We start from the raw sequence: 22,069 nt of genomic DNA on the forward strand, positions 1-22,069 counted from the left end.
CATTTCGGTCAGTCGTGGAACACCGGCGCGTTCGGCGCCCGGACCGTCTGCTGCGGCGCCTTCACCGGCGGGGTGAAGTCCTCCTCGTCGGTGTTGATCGACTTCTCGGTCGGGGTCAGGGTGGGCTCGGTGCTGGTGACGGGTGCTTGTTCAGGGGTATCGCCGTCGGTGCCGCAGGCGGCGGAGAAGCCGATCATCGCGAGGATGGCGGCACCGCCTACCGCTGCCGAGAGCCGTCGGGTCAGGGTATTCGGTGCCATTTCGGTCCCTTGCTCTCTCTGGGTGCGATGAAACGTGTTGCGGCAGTCCTGGTTCAGATCCCGACGTCTACTGTCCTAGTGCTCAACGCTGCGCCGGTACAGGCACATTCCCGTTCCTGATTGCTGCGATATGTGCCGCCGGCAGTCACGGCCACTGGACTATCGTCCCGTGATCAGAATTGACTGGCCCCGCCGTCGACATAGATCTCCGCACCGGTGATGTAGGTGCTGGCGGGCGAAGCCAGGAACGCGACGACCCCGCCTATTTCCTCCGGACGTGCACGTCGCTTCATTGGCACGGTGGCGGTCAGGTCCTCCAGTGCTGCACCGGCTCCCTCGAAGAGCCCGGCCAGCCCGGGTGTCTCGGTGAGGCCCGGGGCGACGACATTGACGCGGATTCTGCGCTCGACGAGTTCGGCCGCCCAGCTTCGGGCCAGGGAGCGGATGGCGGTCTTGGATGCGGCGTAGACGCTGGTGCCTGGGGAAGCCTTCACATCCCCGGCGGATCCACACAGGATCACCGATGCGCCGTCATTCAGCAGCGGAAGGGTGGCCTGGATGGTGAAGATGATCCCGCCGACGTTGGTGTTGAATGTGCGCGCGTAATGGTCCCGCGTGATCTCCCCCAGCGGCGCGACCTCGGCGATACCCGCATTGGCGAAGATGATATCGACGCCGCCTCCCCTGGTATCGATGGTGGCCGCGACGCGGGCGAGGTCGACCGGGTCCGTCACGTCAGCGGCGATGGCGCTGGCGTTCTGGTTACCGATGCCGGCGACAGCGTCGTCGAGAGCGTCCTGGCGGCGCCCGACGAGGACCACATGCGCGCCCTCCTCGGCCAGTGCCCGCGCCGCGGCGAGGCCGATGCCCGATGTCGCCCCGGTGATGAGGGCTGTCCTGCCTGCCAGTGCTGACATTGGATCTCCGCTCTGGTGATGGCCTGCCGCGCTGGGCAGATCAGATAACGATACGATACGTATCGTCTCGGATCAAGACGGTACGTCTCGTGTTGTTTCTGGGGCCAGTGCGGCGTTAGTGTTCTGCCATGCCACCGCTTCCACCCGATCCCAGCCGACGCAACGAGCACTCACGGCGGGCGATTCTCGAGGCGGCGCTGGAACTGGTGGGCGAGCTCGGCTATGACAACGTCTCTGTCGAGGCGATCGCCAAACGGGCGGGCTGCGGCAAGCAGACCATCTACCGCTGGTGGCCGTCCAAGGGCGCGGTGGTCCTCGAGGCCGCCACCCAGAGTCTGAATCCCGTCGTCGTATTCCCCGACTCCGGCGACATGGTCACCGATCTGCGCGAGCAGCTGGTCGGAATCATCGAGCTGATCGCGACCACGAGTTTCGGAGCGGCGTACCGGGGTGTCATCGCCGCCGGTCAGTCCGACCCCGACCTGTTGCAGGCCGTCTTCGAGCAGGTCATCGAACCCAATATCAAAGGGTTCACTGCGCGGGCGGCCCTGGCGCAACAACGCGGCGAGATGCGTCCCGACGCCGACGTGGCAACGCTGCGCGACGTGCTCTACGGGGTCATCGAGTACCGGCTGTTCCACGACATGCCGATCGAGTCCCAACACATCGACGCACTGCTGACGCTCACCTTCGACGGGGTGCGCTGAACGCACGCGCGGCCGCCGACCACAGTGCGTTTCGCACATCAGATTCTGTGAATTCTGCTGCTACTGACCGGATGATTCACCACCTACCCTGAGGAAGTGCCCAGCAGGAACACGCCTCTCGCGGAATTTCTCCGACAGCATCGCGCCAAGGTCCAACCACGCGATGTCGGGCTACCGACGGGAAGCCGGCGCCGGGTGACCGGACTGCGCCGGGAAGAGGTGGCAAACCTGGCCGGTATCAGCGTCGACTACTACCACCGCATCGAACAAGGACGCGAGCGGCCATCCGACCAGGTGCTCGATGCCATCGCCGGCACCTTACGGCTCACACCCGACGCGACCGCATATCTGCGGCATCTGTTGGCGCACTCCACATCCCGGCGCCCGGTCGTCAAGCCGCGACAGCCGGTCAATCCCGCACTGCAGGCCCTGATCGACAGCTGGCAGGTGTCTCCGGCGTGTATTCATGACGGTTCCGCAACCGTGGTGATGGCCAACGCGTGTGCCGCCGCGTTGTCGGCGAGCTTCGCGGTCGGGGGAAACCCGGTGCGCAGCCTGTTCCTCGACGAGGACATGCGTGAGTTCTGCCGGGACTGGGAGGGCCTGACCGCGTGGGCGGTGCGCTGGCTCCGTGACTTCGCGAGCCACCAACCCGATCCCGGGATGGACGCGTTGATCGAGGAGTTGCGCAGTCATAGCGCGCACTTCCGCGCGCTATGGGCCACCTATGACGTCAGGCGTCACGGCCGCGGCCTGCTGTTGATCAACCACCCCCTGGTCGGGCCGCTCGATGTGCACTTCCAACAGCTGGCCCTGCGCGGCAGCGAGTACATCATGGTGGTCTACTGGGCCGACCCTGGCTCGCCGTCGGAAGCTGGGTTGCACGAGTTGAGCGGGTGCGAAGTGCCCGAGGTGGTCTGACACGTCGGTCGGCGTCACATCACATACACCACCACGACGAGCAGCACGGTGGCGAAAAGCACTGTCCGCGCGATGAAAAGCACGGTCTGCTTGAAGAAGTCGCGGTAGCGATCCGGTTCAGCGGGCATACAACGATCGTTGCGGCGCGGGGTACGGGTATCCAGGCAGTGTCAGCACCACCTTTGGCACCCAAATGTTCTGTAAGTTGCGCTTTTCCGCCACACAGAGTGGCCCCTCCGGTACTAGGAAAACTGCTGCCTGGGCCCGGGGTGCGCGACCCCGCCAGGATGATCGGTGAAGTCGCTGACACACACCGCATTCCCACCACCCACGTCATCTTGACGACGGTCGACCACAAGCACACCGAGGAATCACAATGGCTTTCGTCACCGAGGACAACATCACCGATCTGGCCGTCAAGCGTTGGGCGACTGCGCACTCGCCGCGTACGGCCGAACTCATGAGCGTCCTTGTCCGCCACATCCACGACTACTCCCGCGAGGTCGCGCTGACCACCGAGGAGTGGATGGCCGCGGTCGACTGGCTCACGGAGGTGGGCAAGATCAGCACCGACAAGCGCCAGGAATTCATCCTTGCCTCCGACGTGTTCGGCTTGAGCACGCTGGTCGTGCAGATGAACAACCGGTTCCCGGCGCCCGCGACCCCGGCCACCGTGCTGGGCCCGTTCTACATCGACGGCTCCCCGCCGGTCCCGTTCGGATTCGACATGTCCGACGGCGTCGACGGGACACCGCTGTTCATCACCGGCACTCTCACCGACACCGTAGGCACCCCGATCGCCGGTGCGACCCTCGACGTGTGGCAGGCCGACGCCACCGGGACCTACGAAGCGCAGTACGCCGATCTCGACGAAGCCCGACTACGGGCCAAGTACTCCACCCGCTCCGATGGCACCTACTGCGTGCGCACGATCGCCCCGATCGGATACACGATCCCGATGGACGGGCCGGTCGGGCGGCTGATCAGCGCCACGGATATCAGTGCATACCGGCCCGCCCATGTCCACTGTCTGTTCGAGGCACCCGGCTACCACCGGCTGATCACTCATCTCTTCCGGTACGGCACCGACTACCTCGACACCGACGTCGTCTTCGGTGTCAAGGATGAACTCGTCGTCAGCTTCGTCGAGCACCCCGCGGGTATGGGCCCCGACGGCCGGCACGTGGACGAACCCTTCCTGGTGGCCCGCTATGACTTCGTTCTGCAAGCGCTGCGCACCGACCGGTTGTGACCCCGAGATCTAAAGGACAGATCATGAGCACACTCCTGCACCTCGACTCCTCGGTCCGCGCCGAGGGGTCGGTCAGCCGCGCGCTGACAGCTCGCGCGGTTGCCCGTTGGTGTGCAGCCAATCCCGCCGGGAAGGTGACCTACCGCGACCTGGCGGCCGACCCGATACCGCATCTGGATGCCTCGAACGGTCTGGCGTTGATGACCCCGGCTGAGCACCACAATCCCGCCGAAGCCCGGACCTACGCGTTGAGCAGGAAGCTCATCGACGAGATCAGGGCCGCCGACACCGTGGTGTTGGGCATGGCCTTGTACAACTACGCCGCGCCCAGCCTGGTGAAGACCTGGGTCGACCATATCGTCGCCGCCGGGCTGTCGTTCGCCCCTGACGGCACCGGACTACTCACCGGGACGGAGTTCGTCGTGATCGAAAGCCGCGGCGGAAGCTACCGGGAAGGCACTCCCAAGCATGGCTGGGATCACGCGGAATCCTGGATCGCCCAGGCGGTTTCGCTGACCGGATTGGAGCCGCAGATCATCGTGGCCGAGCTGACCATGGCCGCCGCCGACGCGCGTATGGCGCACCTTCGACACCTGGCTCGGGTGAGCCTGGAACGCGCGCACGCGCAGATCGACGCCCTCTGGGCTGTCGAGAGCGAGAGCGTCGCCTGAGGGGCTGATCACCACGTTCGCTACGTGCGCGTGTGCTCAGCCGCGGTCGATGGGCTCGTTCGGGGCCCGGACCGTCTGCTGCGGCGCCGTCACCGGCGGAGTGAAAGGTCCTGGGGCGGGTTTGATCGACTTCTCGGTCGGTGTCAGCGAGGCATCGGCGGTAGCCAACTCGCCCTCTGCTCTTCGGTGCCGTATTCCAGGATGTAATGCTGGCGAGTCCCCGTTTCTGAGTCCACCCGTTTCTAGAGTCGGGTTGGTGTGATCCAGATTCAGTTGATGCTGCAGGCCATCGGGGTGTGGCTACACCTGCAGACCGCAGCGTACTCGGCCGGTGTGCGGTAGCCCAGGGCCGAGTGCCGGTGGCGGTGGTTGTGGTCGGCCTTGAAGTCGCCGATGACCACGCGGGCCTCGAGCAGGGTGTTCCAGTGGTTGCGGTTGAGGCACTCCTTGCGTAGCCGGTTGTTGAACGATTCGATGTGTCCGTTGTTCCACGGCGTGCCCGGTGGGATATACGACATGCCGAATCTCCCGTCGCAGAACTGTTGCAGTGCTTGAGAAATGAACTCCGGACCGTTGTCCATCCGCAGCACCTTCGGTGGCCCGCCCGCCGCGGCGAACACTTTCTTGAGCTCGTCGACGAGCCGCTCGGCAGTGATCGAGCGTTCGACGATGTTGAGCAGCGACACCCTCGTGTGTTCGTCGATCATCGACGCGATCTTGATCGCCTTGCCGTCGATAGTGGAGTCGAACTGGAAGTCGATCGCCCACACCACGTTCGGCGCGTCGGCCACGATCGGCGGTATCGAGGAGATCCCGGCCCGCTTACGCGGACTACGGACCCGCACCTGCAGTCCCTCCTCGCGCCACAGACGGTGGATCTTCTTCTTGTTGACCTCACGGCGCTCGTCGTAGCGCAACGCCGCCCAGGCACGTCGGAACCCATGGCACGGGTGCTTGACCGCGTAGGAGCGCAGCCAGGCCCGCATCTCGGCGTCAGGATCGGCGGGGGTCTGCGACAACGGCAGACGTCGGCAGGTGGAACGGGCCAGCCCAACAGCTTTGCACGCCAACCGTTCCGACATGCCCAACGCGGTGGTGAGCATGTCGACGGCGCGGCGCTTGGCAGCTGGGCTCAGAATTTTCCCTTCGCGACCTCCCGCAAAGCGTCCTTGACCAGCTCGGCCTCGGCGAGCAGGCGCTTGAGGCGCGCGTTCTGCTCACGCAACTCCTTGAGCTCTTTGGCGGCGTCAGTGTCCATGCCACCGTAGGAGCGGCGCCAGTTGTACAACGTCGCCGGCGACACCTCCAGCTCCGCGGCGATCTGCTCGCCGGTCTTGCCTTCGGCAGCCAACTCATCGGCGCGGCGCAACTTGCGCACGATGTCCTCCGCGGAATTCCGCTTCCGACCAGCCATACGTTCATCGTCCCTTCTCGCCCTACATCGGGCTACAGGACTCTAAAACTGGTTGGACTCAGTCAGTGGGAACACGCCAATGCGCCACGATGCCGCTGTGCACCGAGATTCCCAGGCTTAGATCACCCGAATAGCCCTGAGCCTCCAGCACTGCCAGGTCGTGGGCGAAGTGCCACCACCGCCGCCATATTGTTCGGGGATCGAGCAGAGACGTAGTCCGATGATGTCGTCATCGGTTCGTCGGCGGGCGGCCAATGCTGCAGCGGATGACTCCAACGCCCAACGGAGGTCTAGAGCATCATTCAGGTCCTCACCCATCGCGGCGGCGAGCTTCTTGATATCGGTCGAGATCTCGCCCCGGGCGAAACCGTCGCGCTTCCTCAGTCGGCTTGATCGGCAGCTGCCATGGCGGCGCTGTACTCCGTGATGTCGATCTCCTCGGCCTGAACGACCTTGGTGCCGTTGTAGACATCGCGATCGATCTCGTCGTCGGCGTTGGCGACAAGCATCGCCACGAAGGTGTCGCCGTTGACGTTGAGGAACGTGCGGAAGATGCCGGTGAACCAGTCCACGGCGATCAACAGCCCCACCGCCTCGAACGGCAGGCCCAGCGACGTGGCGAGGAACATCGCCACCACCGGGAAGCCGCCGGGGACGGTGATGGTCCCCATGTTGAGCAGGATCGCCAACCCCATCCCTAGTGCGATCTGGCCGAAGCTCAGCTGGATGTCGCCGGCCTGCGCCAGGAACATCACGACGATCATGTAGTTGAGCACGGCCCCGTAGGAGCCCATGGTCAAACCGAGCGACAGCGTGAAGTTCGCGACCTTCTGACTCACCCCCACCTTCTCCACGGTGTTCTTGAGCACCGTCGGGAAGGTGACCGCCGAACTCGTCGTCGTCACCGCAATCACCGTCTGTTCGGCCAGCTTGCTGGGCAGCTTCCACGGGTTCAACCGGGTGCGCACGGCCACGACCACCACGAACAGGGCGAAGAGGATCAGCACACCGAGCAGGGTGGTGCCCAGGTACTTCAGCGCGGTCGTCACCACCGAGAAACCCACGTCGCCCGCCATGTTGGCCAAGAGGCAAAAGACGCCGATCGGCGCGATGTACATCACCAGTCGGATCATCGTCAGCACGATCTGCTGGATCTGGTCGATGAACGAAAGCACGGTGGTGTCACCGGTTTTGGCGACATGGGTTCGCAACGCGATGCCGAACAGCAGCGAGAAGACGATGATCGGGACCATCGTGGCCGTCGACATTGCGTCAAAGATGTTGGTGGAGACGAAGTTCAGCAGGGTCTCCTGCCAGCCCAGCGCCTTGCTCGCCGACTCCTCGAGGCTCGGATCGACCTGTTCGGTGTACACCATGCCGGCGCCGGGGCGGAACACACTGCTGAGCAGCCAGGCCAGCAGGGCGGCGACGAGCGAGAACCCGAGCATCCATTTGACGGTGCGCAGGGCGATCCTGCCGGTGCCCGCACCGGTCATCGACCCGGTGGCCACGATCACCGAGGCCATGACCAGCGGCACAATCGACATCTGGATCAGGCGGATGAACATGTCGCCGATGAACTTCAGATTGGCCGCCCACTCGCCAACGGCCAAGCCGAAGAGGATTCCGGCGATCGCGGCGACGCCGATCTGCAGGGCAGGGTGTCTGAGCGCCTTCATGCAACAGGAACTTAGATCGGTGCCACTACGGCGGTATGCCGCTCAGGTGAAAGCCCCGTTACCGCAGTCTCTAATTTGGGACTGCTTCGGTGTTTCCGAAGCAGGGTGGCCCCACAGCCCACGTTTCGCGGCCCGCGCCACCCCCGGGCCCGGTGGATCTGCTCAGTGTTTCGCTTCGGCAGCGCCTCAGAACCGCACGTGAAGGTCGTTGCTGACGAGTCTGCGCACTCCCCAGAAGTAGGTGAGCAGCGGCATGGTGCACCAGAGCACGTTGATGAGGACGAACTTCACCCACATCTCCACCGGCGACGACATGCTCTCCAGATTGTTCGCGATCTCGGTGCCGAAATAGACGGCAGGCAGGGTCACTTCGACGATCATGCCGGCCATGATCAGCGACAACTGGTTGCTGGTGAAACGCCTGCCGTTTCGGAAGAACTGGAAAAGCGCGTAGGCCTCGAAGATCCCGACGAACAGTGCGATCCATTCCATGCAGATGATGAGGGGGTCGCCGGTCAGGTAACGCGCGTCGCCACCGAGCAGGATGGGCGCCCACATGTACGTCCACAGCGCGCCGTTCTCGACGCCCTCGACGATCTGATCGAAGAACAGCAGCCACGGAAGTTCCCAGATGAAGCGCGGGATCAGTGCGATGAAGACCCACACGATCACCATCGCGCCCAAACTGTCGCCCCGCGTCCAATCCCGGCGGTCTCCGACCCGGAGCCAGGGCAGTGCGAGCGCGGTCACGAAGCAGCCGACCACGACGACCACCATCACCGTCGAGGCGACGGGCTGCGGGACCCCCGCATGAGTTTCGAGATACCAGAACACCGGGTGGATCGCGAAGAAGAAGGCAAGCACTCCGAAGAGCGACTTCTGCAGTGAGGAGAATCCGCGGCGTTCGGGCGCCTCCCCTGCGTCGCCGTGTTTGATCGACGTCTCTGTCATGAGCGCTGGCCTCCGCGTCGAGGTTCTCGCCGACCGGACCGTCCGGCCCGGAGACGGATGGAACTGCGTCTGCGTCGCAGTAGCACCGAACTCTCGTTTTATATCACGTGTGATGTTATAACGGTCGGTAGTTTTTCGGACCAAAAGGACGCGCGACGCCTGAGCCACCGGCAACGCGCTCAGCATGTCGGCGGAGAGGTGCTGTCTGCCAGCACTGTTGAGACACCACTCGTTTACAGGAAACGTCATCCTCACTTGTCAGCCCCCCGACGGATCGTGACCATGCGCAACCCATTCCGGCCTTTCCACGCCGGGCACGAATAGGATCGACGCGTGCGGCTCCTGTTCACCACCCCATTGACAGCGCACCGATGGCCGCTTCCCGGCGGGCATTCGGAGCGCCCCAGCCGCCACATCGACATACCGCTGACGCCGGCCCGAGCCGCGAACCGATGACGGCCGATCAACCTCGCGGTTCCACGCCACGACGCAGCCGGCACAGAGGTCAGGAACGCGCCGACCGCACACGCGAACTGGTCATCGAGGAAACCATCAGATGTATCCGCGAGGAAGGCTTCTCCGCGGCCAGCACCCGACACATCATCGAACGCGCCGGCGTCAGCACCGGCGTCGTTCAATACCACTTCGGCGACCGCGATGGTCTGCTCACCGCTGTCATCGACCACGCCGTCACCACGCTGATCACCTCGATCAACGATCTCGCCGACGAAGTCGAAGGCATCAAGGACACCGAGGAGCGCATGCGCGCACTCACCGATGCCGCCTGGAGGGTCTTCCTCAACCCTGCCAGCCTCACCGCGATGGAGATATTGATCGCGACCAGATCACTGCGCTCCACGCTCGGCATGGAGCAACTCGCCAGCCTGCAACCAGGACTGGAACGCATCGCTTCACTCATCGGCACACCCTCACCCCACGCCGCCGCGATCACCGACCTTCTCTGGGCAGCACCCCTGGGTCTCATGGTCGGCCAAATGGTCAGTGACGCTCCCCTGCCAACGGACCCCCAACGTCACGCCATGGCACAGCTGATGATCGACCACCTGAGGGTCAACGCGACCGACGCCGCGAAGCGCCGCCGAAAGGCTCCCGGCCAACGCTGATCTGGGCTGTGGGCGGTGGCCTGAATTCCGCCACTTGTTGAGCGCTCCAAACCGCCACGGATCTGCCCGAAGGCGATCCCTCACTGCCGCAAACGTGGTGGTCCCCGATTTCATCGCCAACGCCCGCCAGCTCGGTGAAGAGGCTTCCACCCACACCAGTCGACCTCTTCGGGGGTCCCGGTGAGATGGCTGCGCATCGATGGACGATCTCGCCACTGCGGCTGGCTCATGGGCTGGCGGGACGGTTACATCGCCTGCTGTTCGAACGCGTGGTGGACGGTGCGCAGGGTCGCGTGGAAACCGAGCCGGCGTGCCAGCGCACCGTCCATCTGCAGATGCCAGGGATGTTCCAGCGGCTGCGACGACGGGTCCATGTCACCGCCGGCAATCGCGACCAGTTCGTAAAGCGACGTCGGCGCCTCGTCGGTGATGTTGACGATATGACCGTCGAATGCTCCGATGAGCGCGAGGCGGGCCGCGGCCGCGACGTCGCGGTGATGGATGAGGCTCATCCGCTGCGCTGGATGCAATCCGGCGTTCGCGGCGTGCCCCTGTAACGCTTCCAAGTGTCCATCCCCGTCGCCGTAGACGAAGCCGTAACGCTGGATCGCCCAGGTCAAACCACCGCTGCGCAAAGCATTCTCGGCAGCGAGCTTGCTCGCCGGGTACGCCTGCGTCGGGTCGACAGTGTCGTCCTCGCGGCCCGGACGCGGGCCATCAACGTCGTAGACATGCGCGGTGCTCGCCATGATGAAGCGCGCATCGGCTGCGTGCTCCTGCACCGCGGCAATGAGATTGGCGGTGCCATCGCGGTTCGCCTTCCAGATCAGGTCAGTGTCAGTTGTGCGAAACACCGCGGCAAGATGGATGACTGCGTCGACACCGCTGACTGCCGGTGCGAGCGATTCGACATCGGAGAGGTCTCCGATCACCTCCGTCACACCGTGAGACACCGCCCCGGGTCGACGCACCAGAGCACGGCAGTCGTGGCCGTCTGCAACAAGCTGTGGCAGCAGGCGGGCACCTACCAGACCGGTCGCACCGGTCACCAAGATCTTCATGACTACTCCATTCCTTCACGTTGTTCGAGTCGCTCGGTCGCGGTTCGCAGCACCCGTATCGCGGTCTCGATGTCATCGGCGTCGATGCCGTCGAAGGCGACCGCATGTATCTGGGTCAGGTCTGGCAGGTCGCGCCACAACGCTTCCCCAACATCGGTGATGCGCAACATCTTCTGTCGCTGATCAACGCTGTCGGGGATCTGCTCGACGAGCCGCTTGCGCACCAGGGCGATGACGACTGCGCTCAGCGTCGCCCGTTCGACCTGCAGGATGCGCTGCAGATCCCGTTGCCGGGTGGGTCCGGCGTTCACGAGTTGATACAGCACGTACCACTGAGTCGCCCCCAGACCGAAGGGCCGCAGCGCGTCCTCCATAGCGGTACGCCCTGCGAGGTAGCACCGTTTGGTCCACGCACCGATCGTGTCGTGCCGAGCGGAGCCAATTTTGTCAGCCACCTGACAAATAATGTCTGCCACCAGACAAAATGTCAACCCCGGGCGCTCACCCCCGGGTGACACCGTTGACCTTCCCCACGCGCCCCACCGTCGTGGCCGGCTGGGTCAAAACCCCTTCCACCCCCGCTGAGCCCCGACCTCGGCCTCTCTGCGACTTCAGTGCCGCTTCGCTCGCCTAGGTCTAGCGTGAGCGGAATGGGTTTGTTCAGTCACGAGGAGTTCCGGGACCCCGCCGACGGTGCGGGTGGTGGCGCCAGTGGGGTCGTTGAAAGAGTCCGGGCCGCTGAGGTGAGCGAGTACGGGGTGGATGAACCCGCGGTCGTGGGTCCGGGGTTGCCGCCTGAGGATGGTTCGTGCGGTCAGTACGCGGTGCAGTTTCACGTGTCTACGTCAATGCTGGTCGGGCTGAACCGTATTGCGCGAATGCGTGGGGTGAGCGTGCCGGAGGTATGCCGGCAGGTGATCGGTGTGTTCGTTGCCCAGCAGGAGGGTGAGCTGGGCGCATTGCTGGCTGCCGAGGCCGAGGCGGCTGACTACCGGCCGAGTTTGGGTCAGGCGTAGTCGCGCCCGCCCTGCGTTGGCGCTGTCCGCGCCTCGCTCTTTTCCGCAGTCGAAAATTACGCTGCGCCACAACACAGCCCAGTGGTCTGTCCGCGTCGGCGAACGCACGATGCGTCATGCGGTTCTCCATGGGCCGTTTCCTCACTTGGTCCCACACCTCGCGGGGCACCGTGACATCCGCGTGGTCGATCGTGAGTTCTGCGCCCGGGAACGTGGGGGCATAGCCCATGTCCGACAGCGACTCAGGACATTGCCCCGATGACCACGTCAGTGAAGTCGAGGATCATGGCCGCAACCAACCCGGGGTATTCGACGTGCAGCCAGTGGCCGCCCCTGTCGATGACCTTGACGTTGGGATCTGAGAAGCGCGGGCTGATCGTGTCGACGAGTTGCTCGGTGACGATCGCGTCGGCGTTGCCGGCGACAATGAGGACCGGCCCACGGTACGCGCTCGGGGCGGACCCATCGGGCACCCCGGTGTTCCACAGATCGGCGTAGTGGGCGGTGGCGCGGGGTGTGGCGGCGGCGCCGACGTCGGTGAGCCGGTCGAGCTGTTCCTCGCTCAGATCCGGTGACATCTCCGCCCGCAGGCGGCGCTGGGCGACGCGGTCACCGCCGAGCGCGGCGAAAGGCGCGACCGCCTCATCGGGCAACCGAGTGCCGCCGAGGGGCACGGGCGTGAGCAGCACCAGCCCGCGAACGCGGTCCTGCTGCCTCGCGGCGAGCAGTTCGGCGACCTGCGCGCCGAAGCTCTGCCCGACCACGATCACCGGCCCATCGATCTCGGCCAGGACCTGGGCCGCCTCGGCGGCAAGGGCGGGCAACGTCGGACCGCCGGCTGCGGCAATCGAATCGCCGCGGCCACCGAATCCGGGCAGGTCGTAGCGGACTGCGCCCACCTCGCCCGACACGGCGTCGACTACGTCGTCCCACACCGACGCATCGTCGAGGAAACCGTGAATCAAGAGCACTGTGGGTGAGCCGGCCGTGGTCGCCGGCGTGTGGGTGACACGGAACCCGTTGCGCGACTGCGTCATTTCGTGAGCGCTTTCGTGGCTCCCGACGGTGACCACTCGCCGGTGTCGATCGGTGAGTAACCGGTGTCGTGCCCGTCCAGTCGGACCGCGCGCTGGGTGCCGGCCCGTTCCAGCACCTCGTCCGGCAGCGGTGTGGTGAAGATGTTGTCCACCAGGGTGTACTCGCCAGCGAGGCGGCCGAAAACGCCGAGGGCGCCGACGTCGATCCGGCCGTTGGGCAGGTACAGGTCGTCGCGCACATGGATCCGCACGACCCGCCCCCACACCACGTGGTCTTCCGGGGGCACCGGGATGATCCGGTCGACGACGCACTCGAAGGAGATCGGCGCACCGGCGATGCGCGGAGCGGAAATGACATCCGATGCGGCCCGGTCCAGGCCCAGCGCCTGGAACTCGTCTACGTCGGAGTCGAATTCGTAGGCCGAGCGGTGCACGGCGTCGGCCTGCCCGATGGACGCGAGGTTGACGACGAACTCACCGGTGTCACGGATGTTGACGAAGGTGTCCTTGAGGGTCACTCCGTCCGAGCGCGGCTGCAGGCTGATCGACAGCACCGGCGGGAATCTGCCGACGACGGTGAAGAATGAGATCGGCGCGATGTTGCCGACGCCGGAGGTCGAGGCGGTGCTGACCCAGGCGATGGCGCGGGGCAAGACGCTGCCGATGAGGAGTTTGTAACTCGATGTCGGATCCAGGTCGGCGGGATCGATGATCATGGTGGTTTCCTCTCGTGTGGTCTCGGCCGGCTAGCGTGCCGACTGTTGGATGCCGATGATGCGCCAGCCGTGCGGTCCCCGTACGAGCTCGAAATGTACGGCGACCCTTTTGATCTCCGTGTCGTCAGCCCGTCGTCGCGACCAGATGACGTCGATGGCCGCGCCGCTGTCGTTGTAGACGGTGACCTTTCGTTCGGGCACCACGGTGTGGGTGTAGCCGGCGGCTCGCAGTCGGCCGTGCAGCTCGTGGATGAGCGCCACGACGTCCGCCTTGTCCTGGAACCACCAGGCACCCTCATCGGTGGTCCAGCTCAGCGGTGCCGACCAGTAGTCGAGGATGAACTCGGGCCCGTTCACGGTGGTCCCGGCGCACGCACGGACCCAGGTGGGCAGGTAGTCGTCGAAGAACCAGTGCGTCACCTCGTCCGTCACCGAGGAGTCACCCACCGCCTCCGTCAGCAGCGCGACGGCGGTGTACCAGACGGGACCGACGTTGAGCCGATCCGGGTAGAGCGCGATCATCTGGTCGAAATACTGGCGCGGAGTGGGGTTCTCGGAGATGAGTCGTTGCGCGTCAAGCAGGTAGGCGCGGGTCTGCTCGAGGATGGCCGGATCGTCGGGCAGATCCCTGTTCTTGTGGCCGGCCACCACGGCACGGGGTTGCAGCGCGGCGACCTTGTCCAGTGCGGTCAGCCACGACTCGATTCCACCGTCGCCGCTTTCGAGCAGGTATTGATGAACACCGTTGTAGGCGACGTCACCAGCGACGACCAGGCCGATCGACGGGACATGCAGCACTGTGGTGTCGTCGGTGTCGGTGTGGCCGACCTCTACGGCGAGCAGACGGTGACCCTCCAGCTCGATTCCGTCGTCCGGAATGGGTTGATACACCACCGGGCTGGGCGGGATCAGACCGGGGAAGTCGACGTCCCACGTCGCAGCGCGCCCTTCTGTGCCCTGCTCGTGCATCATCGCGATCGTGCCCTCGGTCGCGTAACCGACTGCGTCCGGAAAGCGTTGCAGTAGAGGCTCGGTGCCGAACCAGTGGTCACCGTGGCCGTGGGTGGCGTAGACGGCCGTCAGATGTTTACCGGAGCGTTCGATCCAGTCGCCGACGCGGGCCACCTGCTCGTAGGTGAACGGTGGGTCCACCAGGACGGCGTCGCGCTCGCCGTAGATCAGCGTGGAGGCGACCGGTGAGGAGACGATGGGGCTGCCGTCGGGCAGCGTCTGCTCGCGGTGGCGTCGCACGCCATCGTTGACCAGTACCTCGTAATGCAGCTCAGACATGTCTATTCCTTTCGGGATTCAGGGTTCAGGGGTTGAGAGGTGCGAGATGTTCGGTGAACCAGGCCAGCGCGGCGCCGCTCGCTTCGGCGAAGCGCGTCAGGTACGGGTCGAAGTGACCGCCGTCGATGGTCACCAGTTTCTTGGGTTGGAGAGCGGCTTCATAGGCGGCCAGGGCCAGATCGGTGACGGTGATGGTGTCGTGGAGGCCGACAACCATGAGCAGGGGTGTCGGGGAGACCCGCGCGATCCAGGCGCCCGGTTCATACATGCGCGCCGCTCGGGTGGAGCGCAGGGTGACGACGTTGTCCCAAACCCCTTCGGCGACGGGCTGCGTGTAGAACGACACCGCGTCCGGCGCATAGTAGGCGGCGGGCACCGACGGGTCCGGACTGACGACGGCCCGGGTGGCCGGTGGGGCGCCCTGAAACTGGCGACGATCGTCATCGGTGAAGGCCGTCTCCAACGCGGCCACCTGGTCAGGAGCGACGCGTCGCAGGCTCTGCTGATAGCCGCTGATGGTGGGCACCTGCGCGACCACAGCCCGCAGCCGTCGGTCGGTGGCGCCCAGCACGATCGCGTGACCGCCCGCGTAACTGGTGCCCCACAACCCAATTCGATCGGGATCCACCCCGGGTTGGCTCTCCAGGAGGGAGATCGCCCGGCGCCAGTCGGCGATCTGAACCCACGGGTCGACGTCGGAGCGCGGCGATCCGTCACTGGCGCCGAAACCGCGATGGTCGTGCACCAGCACGACGAAGCCGGCGGCGGCGAACGCCCTGGCGAAGCGCTCCAGGCCGTGTTCCTTCACCCCGGCGAAACCGTGGGCCATCGTGATGGCCGGATGTGGCCCGGAACCGTCGGGCACGAACAACCAGCCGCGAAGAGTCACCCCGCTCTCGCCGGCGAATTCGACGTCCTGTTTCTGAACCATCACCGCGCCTTCCGTAGGTCTGTCAATGGGTACAACCTCGACCCTGCGCGAACGGCGTCCGCGGAAGTAGTACCGCGTCAACCCTGGGGTTGGGAGGGACAGCCTTACGCTCATGGCATGGTGGCTAGCGGCAACACCCTTGGTGACTACCTCCGGGCGCGGCGCGGCCAGGTCAAACCCGAAGATGTCGGGCTGGCAGCGGGTGTCCGGCGCCGTGTCCAGGGTCTGCGGCGCGAGGAGTTGGCCACGCTCGCGGGTATCAGCGCGGATTACTACCTGCGGCTCGAACAGGGTCGTGACAAGAACCCCTCGGCTCAGGTCCTCGACGCGCTCGCGCGGGCATTGCGCCTCGACGCCAAGGCGGTGGAGTATCTGCACCAACTGGCGAGTTCGAGCGGCGGACACCGTGATCTTGCCGATGACGAGGTCGCTGCCGACGACAGCGCGGAACTCATCGAACAGTTCGCGATGCCGGCGATCGTGGCCAGCAGATGTCTCGACGTGCTGGCCGCGAATCCACTTGCCCGCGCACTGTCGCCCGGTTTTGCCCCCGGCCAGAACTTCCTGCGCTGGCGGCTGTTGGATCCGGCGGCGCGCGAACTCTACATCGACTGGGATGAGATGACCGATATCGCCGTGAGCGGCTTACGCGAGGTGGCGGCCAGCGATCCAGAAGATCCGCGACTGCGGTCCCTGATTGCCGAACTGTCCGCGACGAGTGACAGATTCCGCGAACTGTGGGCTCGGGCGGACGTCGGATATCGGTCGAGCCTCATCCATCTGCGCCACCCGATCGTCGGCGAGCTGTATCTGCGCAGCCACCGGCTTGGCATCACCCACTCCGGAGGACAGCACCTGCTGATCTATCGAGTAGAGCCCGGTACCGCATCGGCCGCGGCGCTGGCCGCGCTCTCCCCTGGGCGTCAGGGTCCACGGCCGCGACCCAATTGATCGACGAACCCTGCTGGAAGCGACGAGGATGAACCGCGAGACTTCAGCTGCAAGGCTTCGTTGTCTGGTTCAGGCCAGGCGTCAGAAGACGCACGGCTGCCACGGGTGTCCGATTGGGCGCGAATGACTTACTGGTAGCCCATCTGAGACGACAGCACCGAACTACGCGTCCGCTAGGCCCATTCGGTCAGTAGCGTCCGGTTGAAGCGTTCGGCTTTGCCGTTGGTCCAGGGACAACCTGGCCGGATGAATCGGCGTTTGAGCTGCCACGCTGAACACACCCAGCCCCAATTGGAGCCGCGCCGGTAGACCAGGGCGTTGTCGGTCAGCGGACGCCGCACGCGCACGCCGTGGGTAGCGAACCAGGCCAGGGCCCGATGCAGGAATCCAGCGCAGGTCAAGTCCTTCTCATCAGGCAGCACTTCGCTGTAGGCCATCCGGGTGTGGTCATCGATGGCGGTGTGGATGTAGTCGTAGCCGATCCGGATCTTCTTGTGCCGGTTGGCCACTGACACAGCGGCGTCTCGGCCGTGCAGGCGCCACCCGCCACCTTTGGGGGATCCGGCCGAGCTTTTTGACATCGACATGGACCAGCGAGCCTGGGGTGCGGTGTTCGTAGCGGTTGGGGCTGCGCCGCGAGGAGCGCACCGACTGCCCGGTGATGGGGTCGATGGCAGCCAGGTGTGGCACCTGGTGGCGTGACAGGATGCGCCCGACTGTGGAGGCATTGAGCCCGAGCTCGGCGGCCAGCACCACCGCACCCCGCTTGCGTCGGCGCCGAGCAGCAAGCACTTTCTGCTCGACCTTCGTGCTGGTGCGCTGCGGCATCCGGTGCGGACGCGACGACCGGTCGGCTAACGCCGCGTCGCCGCCCTCGGCGTAGCGGCGCAGCCACTTGTAGACCGTTGACCGTGAAATACCCAGCTGTTCCGCCACATGCGCAGGTGGCCACCCTGCAGCGACACGCTCAACGATCAGCCGACGAGCGAACAGGTTGGTACGGGCGTTAGCGTGGGACACCAAGACCTCCTACGGGTTGATGCCAGACACATCCACTCCGTCAGGAGGTCCTCCCCATTTCAAGCAGGCACGCCGTCAACAACCTCCCGGGTCACGACAGTTAAACGTGGCCGAATTGTTTGAGCGCATCGGCGAGTGAAAGACCGTTGCCGATCGCCTCGCGGATGGCGACCTCTCGGGCGGTCATCTCCTCGGCTTTGGCCAACACGTCCTCGACGATGCTGTTAGGGATGACGATCGCGCCGTCCTCGTCGGCGAGGATGAAGTCGCCCGGGTAGACGACCACGCGTGCGGTCGTGGCTCCGGGTAAGTAGACCGGAGCCTGGAAGCCTGTGACCCGCCACCGGCCGATCGATTGGATCGCCGAGCGGAAGGCAGCCACCACGGGGAAGTCCAGTTGGCGAAGCCACCGGACGTCGCGGATGCCGCCGTCGACCAGTGCTCCCGCCGATCCGCGTTGCATCATGCCCAGCGCGATGAGCTCACCGAAGTAGCACACGCCCTCGCCGCCACCGCTCCACACCGAGACCTCATCGGGGCTGATGCCGTTGCAGGCCTGCATCTTCAGTGCGTCGCCGGTGCCCGGGTAGGGGGCCATCTCACCTTGGATTGTGTACGCCCAGCCCGCGAGCCGACTGCCGGTGTGCAGGGTCAGCCGCGGCGATAGCCCGTAGTTGCCATGTCCCATGTCGTCGAGGACGTCGGCGACATTGGCGGTGTCCACCGCGAGAAACCGCTGCCGGATCTCGCTCGATTGTGCTGGCGTGCGCTGGATGTCAGTGCCCTTCTGTTCTGGTGCTGTCGTCGCGGGCATCGGTCCGGACCGGACCACCGCCTGCGTCTACGCCGACCCGTCGTTGGACCGTAACATCCACGATGTCCACGTCAGGTCCGACTCGGTAGCTTTGTCGATGCACAACAGCAGCCGCCGATGGGCCCCTCAGTGCGCCATATTCGTAAACCGCGACAGGTGCAGCTGATGTGCCACCGTCACCGTCTTCGTCGGGCCGGCACGGTGTTTGGCCACAATGAGGTCCGCCTCGCCACCACGCGGATCGTCACGTTCGAACGCATCCGGACGGTGCAGCAGGATCACCATGTCGGCGTCCTGCTCGATGGCGCCGGATTCACGAAGGTCCGACAGCATCGGCCGTTTGTCGGTGCGCTGTTCGGGACCGCGGTTCAGCTGGCTCATCGCCACCACGGGCACGTCGAGTTCCTTGGCGAGCAGCTTCATGTTTCGGGAGAACTCCGAAACCTCCTGCTGCCGGGACTCGACCTTCTTGCCTGAGGTCATCAGCTGCAGGTAGTCGATGACCACCAGGCGCAGATCGGACTTCTGCTTCAAACGCCGTGCCTTGGCCCGGATCTCCATCATCGTCAGGTTCGGCGAATCGTCGATGTACAGCGGGGCTTCGCTGATCTCGCTCATGCGGCGGGCCAGGCGCGTCCAGTCGTCGTCGGTCATGCGACCGGAGCGCATGTCGGCCAGCTTGATCTTGGCCTCCGCCGAGAGCAGACGCATCACGATCTCGGTCTTGCTCATCTCCAGCGAGAAGATGATGCTCGGCAGCCGGTGCTTGATGGAGCACGACCGCAGGAAATCCATTCCGAGCGTCGACTTCCCGACACCAGGCCTGGCCGCCACCACGATCATCTGACCGCCGTGCAGGCCGTTGGTGAGCTCATCGAGTTCGGTGAACCCGGTCGGCACACCCTTGGCGACACCGCCGTTGGACGCGATCGCGTCGATCTCGTCCATCGTCGGCTGCAGCATGTCCTCGAGCGGCACGAAGTCCTCGGACGTGCGCCCGTCGGTGACCTCGTAGAGCTCGGCCTGGGCCCGGTCCACCACCTCGGCCACATCGGCGCCCTCAGCGCCGGCGTAGCCGTACTGCACGACGCGGGTGCCGGCCTCGACCAGACGGCGCAGCAGTGCCTTCTCGGCCACGATTCCGGCGTAGTACCCGGCGTTGGCCGCGGTGGGCACCGTGGAGATCAGGGTGTGCAGATAGGGCGCGCCGCCGACGCGGCGCAGCAGACCCTTGCGGTCGAGTTCCGCGGCGACCGTGACGGCGTCGGCGGGCTCACCGCGCCCGTAGAGGTCCAGGATCGCGTCGTAGACGTTCTGGTGCGCGGGGCGGTAGAAGTCGGTGGGACGCAGGCGCTCGAGCACGTCGGCGATGGCGTCCTTGCTCAGCAGCATGCCGCCCAGCACAGACTGCTCCGCAGCCATGTCCTGCGGGGGTTGGCGACCAAAATCTTCACTGGGCGGAGGTGTGTCCATCCCCGGCTGCCCGAGATCGTCAACGACGGCCATACGGCTTACGTGCCTCCTACCTCACTAAGTCGAACACACATTCGACCGAACTCTCTCGAAATGTATGCCCGACCCCCGACAAGTGGGCTGTCGTCCCCCGGCGCCGCATTGCGCCGGGTAGACGTTAGGCGGTTGCTGGGGCCAGTGGAACCAACCCTGTTGATGAACCTGTGCATCGTATGTGGATATCTGTGCACCGCCATGTTGGCTGGTTGGGGAGAACCTGTGGAGTAATGATCAATTTTTCGGTGTTACCGCAGATAAGCGCACCACAACCGGCCTGTGATTCTGTGGATGGCAATCGCCACGGCGTGTCGAGCCAGGTTGCGTTCTCGGGCGTGTTGTATTGCCAGCGATGAAGCGCCGGGTTAACGGCGGGTTATGTTCGCTGCTACCCGACTCCTGCGTCAGTTCGCCAGCAGAGACAGCTACTCCCCGGCCTTCGCCCGTTAAGGCGATGACCGGGGAGTATTTACGCTGACGCTAAATTGTGGCGACTGCTGCGGAACCTTATTCCGCGGCGACGTCCAGCGACACGGTCGCGTGCAGACCCGAATGCAGGTGCACCTCGACCGGATGCGTGCCGATGGCCTTGATGTGCGCCTTGGGCAACTGCACCGAACGCTTGTCCAGGCTCGGGCCGCCGGCCTTCTTGATGGCCGCGACGACGTCGGCCGCGGTGATCGAGCCGAACAGCTTGCCCGAATCGCCAGCGGTCTTCGCGGTCAGCGTGACGCTGCCCAGAGCCTCGATGGCGGCCTTCAGTTCCTTGGCGTGATCGAGATCGCGGACCTGCTTGGTGTCGCGGGCGCGACGGATCTCGTCGGCCTGACGCTGCGCACCACGGGTGGCGACGATCGCCAGGCCACGGGGCAGCAGGTAGTTACGGCCGTAGCCGTCCTTGACCTCAACGGTGTCGCCGGCCGAACCCAAGTGGTCGACCTCAGCGGTGAGAATGAGTTTCATCGTGTGTCTCCCGTCCCTCAGCGCGTGCTCGACGTGAAGGGCAGCAGCGCCACTTCGCGGGCGTTCTTGACCGCGACGGCGATGTCACGCTGGTGCTGGACGCAGTTGCCGGTCACCCGGCGGGCACGGATCTTGCCGCGCTCGCTGATGTAGGTGCGCAGCAGCGCGGTGTCCTTGTAGTCGATGTTCTGGCCCTTCTTGGAGCAGAACACGCACTTCCGAGTCTTGACGGGCTTTTCCGGCGCAGGACGCCGCTTATTGGCCTTGGCCATGTTCGTTCTCTTTCTAAATATCTCTGTGAATCAAAGTTGTCAGAAGGGGGGCTCGTCGTCGGCGCCGCCGAAGGAACCCGATGCCGGGGCACTGCCCCACGGGTCCTCGGCCGGAGCGCCGCCGCCACCACCGCCGGCAGGACGGGAGTTCCCGCCACCGCCGCCGAAGCCGCCACCACCGCCGCCTCCGCGGCTGGCCTTGTTGACCTTCGCAGTCGCGTAGCGCAGCGACGGGCCGATCTCGTCGACCTCGACCTCTACCACCGTGCGCTTCTCACCCTCGCGGGTTTCGAAGGAGCGCTGCTTGAGCCGACCGGTCACGATGACACGCGACCCCCGGGTCAGGCTCTCGGCGACGTTCTCGGCCGCCTCGCGCCAAATGTTGCACCGGAGGAACAGCGCCTCGCCGTCCTTCCACTCCCCGCTCTGCCGGTCGTAGATACGCGGCGTGGACGCCACCGTGAAATTGGCCACGGCAGCACCCGACGGGGTGAAGCGAAGTTCGGGGTCGGCGGTCAGGTTTCCGACGACGGTGATCGTGGTGTCACCAGCCACGGGATCCTCCTCAAGTCCTGGTGGAGCGACGGGCGTCT

Annotated in this window: 24 protein-coding genes and 2 pseudogenes; 8 read left to right on the plus strand and 18 right to left on the minus strand. The window is 65.2% G+C overall.

What is annotated here, in order from left to right:
* Positions 1 to 8: 8 nt before the first annotated feature.
* Entirely contained in the window at positions 9 to 260 is a 252-nt protein-coding gene (locus G6N34_RS25355; RefSeq protein WP_085153746.1) for a hypothetical protein, read from the minus strand.
* 173 nt (positions 261 to 433) lie between these two features.
* Positions 434 to 1,177, minus strand: a complete 744-nt coding sequence (locus G6N34_RS25360; protein WP_085153748.1) for an SDR family NAD(P)-dependent oxidoreductase — start codon at positions 1,175 to 1,177, stop codon at positions 434 to 436.
* Between the two features lie 128 nt (positions 1,178 to 1,305).
* On the opposite strand from G6N34_RS25360, the gene G6N34_RS25365 reads away from it, so the two are divergent.
* The 4 genes from G6N34_RS25365 (at position 1,306) to G6N34_RS25380 (ending at position 4,728) form a co-directional block, all read left to right on the plus strand.
* Positions 1,306 to 1,884, plus strand: coding sequence for a TetR/AcrR family transcriptional regulator (locus G6N34_RS25365; RefSeq protein ID WP_085153750.1), 579 nt, complete (start codon positions 1,306 to 1,308; stop codon positions 1,882 to 1,884).
* A 96-nt stretch (positions 1,885 to 1,980) separates the two neighbouring features.
* A complete protein-coding gene (locus G6N34_RS25370; protein ID WP_085153752.1) occupies positions 1,981 to 2,805 on the plus strand; it encodes a helix-turn-helix domain-containing protein in 825 nt (274 codons plus the stop codon).
* A 376-nt stretch (positions 2,806 to 3,181) separates the two neighbouring features.
* The gene (locus G6N34_RS25375; protein WP_085153754.1) at positions 3,182 to 4,057 is read left to right on the plus strand and encodes a dioxygenase family protein; all 876 of its coding nucleotides are present in this window, start codon (positions 3,182 to 3,184) and stop codon (positions 4,055 to 4,057) included.
* Positions 4,058 to 4,080: 23 nt separating this feature from the next.
* A complete protein-coding gene (locus G6N34_RS25380; protein ID WP_085153756.1) occupies positions 4,081 to 4,728 on the plus strand; it encodes an FMN-dependent NADH-azoreductase in 648 nt (215 codons plus the stop codon).
* A gap of 269 nt (positions 4,729 to 4,997) precedes the next feature.
* On the opposite strand, the gene G6N34_RS25385 is transcribed toward G6N34_RS25380, so the two are convergent.
* The 4 genes and pseudogenes from G6N34_RS25385 to G6N34_RS25400 all read right to left on the minus strand — a co-directional run bounded on the left by G6N34_RS25385 (position 4,998) and on the right by G6N34_RS25400 (position 8,772).
* A protein-coding gene (locus G6N34_RS25385) for an IS3 family transposase (RefSeq protein ID WP_163645385.1) occupies positions 4,998 to 6,142 on the minus strand; the annotation gives its coding sequence in 2 pieces (ribosomal slippage) (positions 4,998 to 5,875 and positions 5,875 to 6,142; 1,146 coding nt in all).
* 76 nt (positions 6,143 to 6,218) lie between these two features.
* Positions 6,219 to 6,364 (minus strand): annotated as a pseudogene (locus G6N34_RS28180) (acyl-CoA dehydrogenase family protein); the annotation flags it as partial.
* A 158-nt stretch (positions 6,365 to 6,522) separates the two neighbouring features.
* Positions 6,523 to 7,821: a dicarboxylate/amino acid:cation symporter gene (locus tag G6N34_RS25395; RefSeq protein WP_085152235.1), complete on the minus strand. Its 1,299-nt coding sequence runs from the start codon at positions 7,819 to 7,821 to the stop codon at positions 6,523 to 6,525.
* Between the two features lie 186 nt (positions 7,822 to 8,007).
* A complete protein-coding gene (locus G6N34_RS25400) occupies positions 8,008 to 8,772 on the minus strand; it encodes a hypothetical protein (RefSeq protein WP_085152236.1) in 765 nt (254 codons plus the stop codon).
* Between the two features lie 452 nt (positions 8,773 to 9,224).
* On the opposite strand from G6N34_RS25400, the gene G6N34_RS25405 reads away from it, so the two are divergent.
* A complete protein-coding gene (locus G6N34_RS25405) occupies positions 9,225 to 9,896 on the plus strand; it encodes a TetR/AcrR family transcriptional regulator (protein WP_085152237.1) in 672 nt (223 codons plus the stop codon).
* A gap of 245 nt (positions 9,897 to 10,141) precedes the next feature.
* On the opposite strand, the gene G6N34_RS25410 is transcribed toward G6N34_RS25405, so the two are convergent.
* Positions 10,142 to 10,957, minus strand: a complete 816-nt coding sequence (locus G6N34_RS25410; RefSeq protein ID WP_085152238.1) for an NAD-dependent epimerase/dehydratase family protein — start codon at positions 10,955 to 10,957, stop codon at positions 10,142 to 10,144.
* 2 nt (positions 10,958 to 10,959) lie between these two features.
* On the minus strand, positions 10,960 to 11,412 hold the full coding sequence (locus G6N34_RS25415) for a MarR family winged helix-turn-helix transcriptional regulator (protein WP_234812908.1): 453 nt from the start codon (positions 11,410 to 11,412) through the stop codon (positions 10,960 to 10,962).
* 195 nt (positions 11,413 to 11,607) lie between these two features.
* Here G6N34_RS25415 and G6N34_RS25420 point away from each other — a divergent pair, with 195 nt between their 5' ends.
* The gene (locus tag G6N34_RS25420) at positions 11,608 to 11,973 is read left to right on the plus strand and encodes a hypothetical protein (protein WP_085152331.1); all 366 of its coding nucleotides are present in this window, start codon (positions 11,608 to 11,610) and stop codon (positions 11,971 to 11,973) included.
* Between the two features lie 242 nt (positions 11,974 to 12,215).
* Here G6N34_RS25420 and G6N34_RS25425 read toward each other — a convergent pair whose 3' ends face one another.
* From G6N34_RS25425 to G6N34_RS25440, 4 genes are read right to left on the minus strand one after another with little or no spacing between them, the layout of a single operon-like run.
* A complete protein-coding gene (locus G6N34_RS25425; protein ID WP_085152240.1) occupies positions 12,216 to 13,010 on the minus strand; it encodes an alpha/beta fold hydrolase in 795 nt (264 codons plus the stop codon).
* Entirely contained in the window at positions 13,007 to 13,726 is a 720-nt protein-coding gene (locus tag G6N34_RS25430; protein ID WP_085152241.1) for a flavin reductase family protein, read from the minus strand. Before G6N34_RS25430 ends, G6N34_RS25425 begins: the two co-directional genes overlap by 4 nt.
* Positions 13,727 to 13,756: 30 nt before the next feature.
* Positions 13,757 to 15,016 carry an MBL fold metallo-hydrolase gene (locus G6N34_RS25435; RefSeq protein ID WP_085152242.1) on the minus strand — a complete coding sequence of 420 codons (1,260 nt, stop codon included), beginning with the start codon at positions 15,014 to 15,016 and terminating at the stop codon, positions 13,757 to 13,759.
* A 25-nt stretch (positions 15,017 to 15,041) separates the two neighbouring features.
* A complete protein-coding gene (locus G6N34_RS25440; protein WP_085152243.1) occupies positions 15,042 to 15,947 on the minus strand; it encodes an alpha/beta hydrolase in 906 nt (301 codons plus the stop codon).
* A gap of 117 nt (positions 15,948 to 16,064) precedes the next feature.
* Here G6N34_RS25440 and G6N34_RS25445 point away from each other — a divergent pair, with 117 nt between their 5' ends.
* Positions 16,065 to 16,898 (plus strand): helix-turn-helix domain-containing protein, encoded by an 834-nt coding sequence (locus G6N34_RS25445; protein WP_085152244.1) that lies wholly within the window; start codon positions 16,065 to 16,067, stop codon positions 16,896 to 16,898.
* 176 nt (positions 16,899 to 17,074) lie between these two features.
* On the opposite strand, the pseudogene G6N34_RS28575 reads toward G6N34_RS25445, so the two are convergent.
* Positions 17,075 to 17,918, minus strand: a pseudogene (locus G6N34_RS28575) (IS481 family transposase); the annotation flags it as partial.
* 100 nt (positions 17,919 to 18,018) lie between these two features.
* Positions 18,019 to 18,732, minus strand: coding sequence for an RraA family protein (locus G6N34_RS25460; RefSeq protein WP_234812910.1), 714 nt, complete (start codon positions 18,730 to 18,732; stop codon positions 18,019 to 18,021).
* On the opposite strand from G6N34_RS25460, the gene G6N34_RS28535 reads away from it, so the two are divergent.
* Positions 18,692 to 18,898, plus strand: a complete 207-nt coding sequence (locus tag G6N34_RS28535; protein ID WP_407663251.1) for an aspartate dehydrogenase domain-containing protein — start codon at positions 18,692 to 18,694, stop codon at positions 18,896 to 18,898. The genes G6N34_RS25460 and G6N34_RS28535 overlap by 41 nt on opposite strands.
* Here G6N34_RS28535 and dnaB read toward each other — a convergent pair.
* The 4 genes from dnaB to G6N34_RS25485 form a co-directional block, all read right to left on the minus strand.
* On the minus strand, positions 18,859 to 20,238 hold the full coding sequence (gene dnaB / locus G6N34_RS25470; RefSeq protein WP_085152246.1) for a replicative DNA helicase: 1,380 nt from the start codon (positions 20,236 to 20,238) through the stop codon (positions 18,859 to 18,861). The two genes, G6N34_RS28535 and dnaB, sit on opposite strands and share 40 nt — an antisense overlap.
* A 510-nt stretch (positions 20,239 to 20,748) precedes the next feature.
* Positions 20,749 to 21,204 (minus strand): 50S ribosomal protein L9, encoded by a 456-nt coding sequence (gene rplI, locus G6N34_RS25475; RefSeq protein WP_085152247.1) that lies wholly within the window; start codon positions 21,202 to 21,204, stop codon positions 20,749 to 20,751.
* Between the two features lie 17 nt (positions 21,205 to 21,221).
* Complete coding sequence (gene rpsR, locus G6N34_RS25480) at positions 21,222 to 21,476, minus strand: 30S ribosomal protein S18 (protein WP_068254230.1); 255 nt, start codon at positions 21,474 to 21,476, stop codon at positions 21,222 to 21,224.
* Positions 21,477 to 21,515: 39 nt separating this feature from the next.
* On the minus strand, positions 21,516 to 22,031 hold the full coding sequence (locus G6N34_RS25485; RefSeq protein ID WP_085152248.1) for a single-stranded DNA-binding protein: 516 nt from the start codon (positions 22,029 to 22,031) through the stop codon (positions 21,516 to 21,518).
* Positions 22,032 to 22,069: the final 38 nt, after the last annotated feature.

Source organism: Mycolicibacterium confluentis (assembly GCF_010729895.1).
In the GTDB taxonomy this organism is placed as follows: domain Bacteria; phylum Actinomycetota; class Actinomycetes; order Mycobacteriales; family Mycobacteriaceae; genus Mycobacterium; species Mycobacterium confluentis.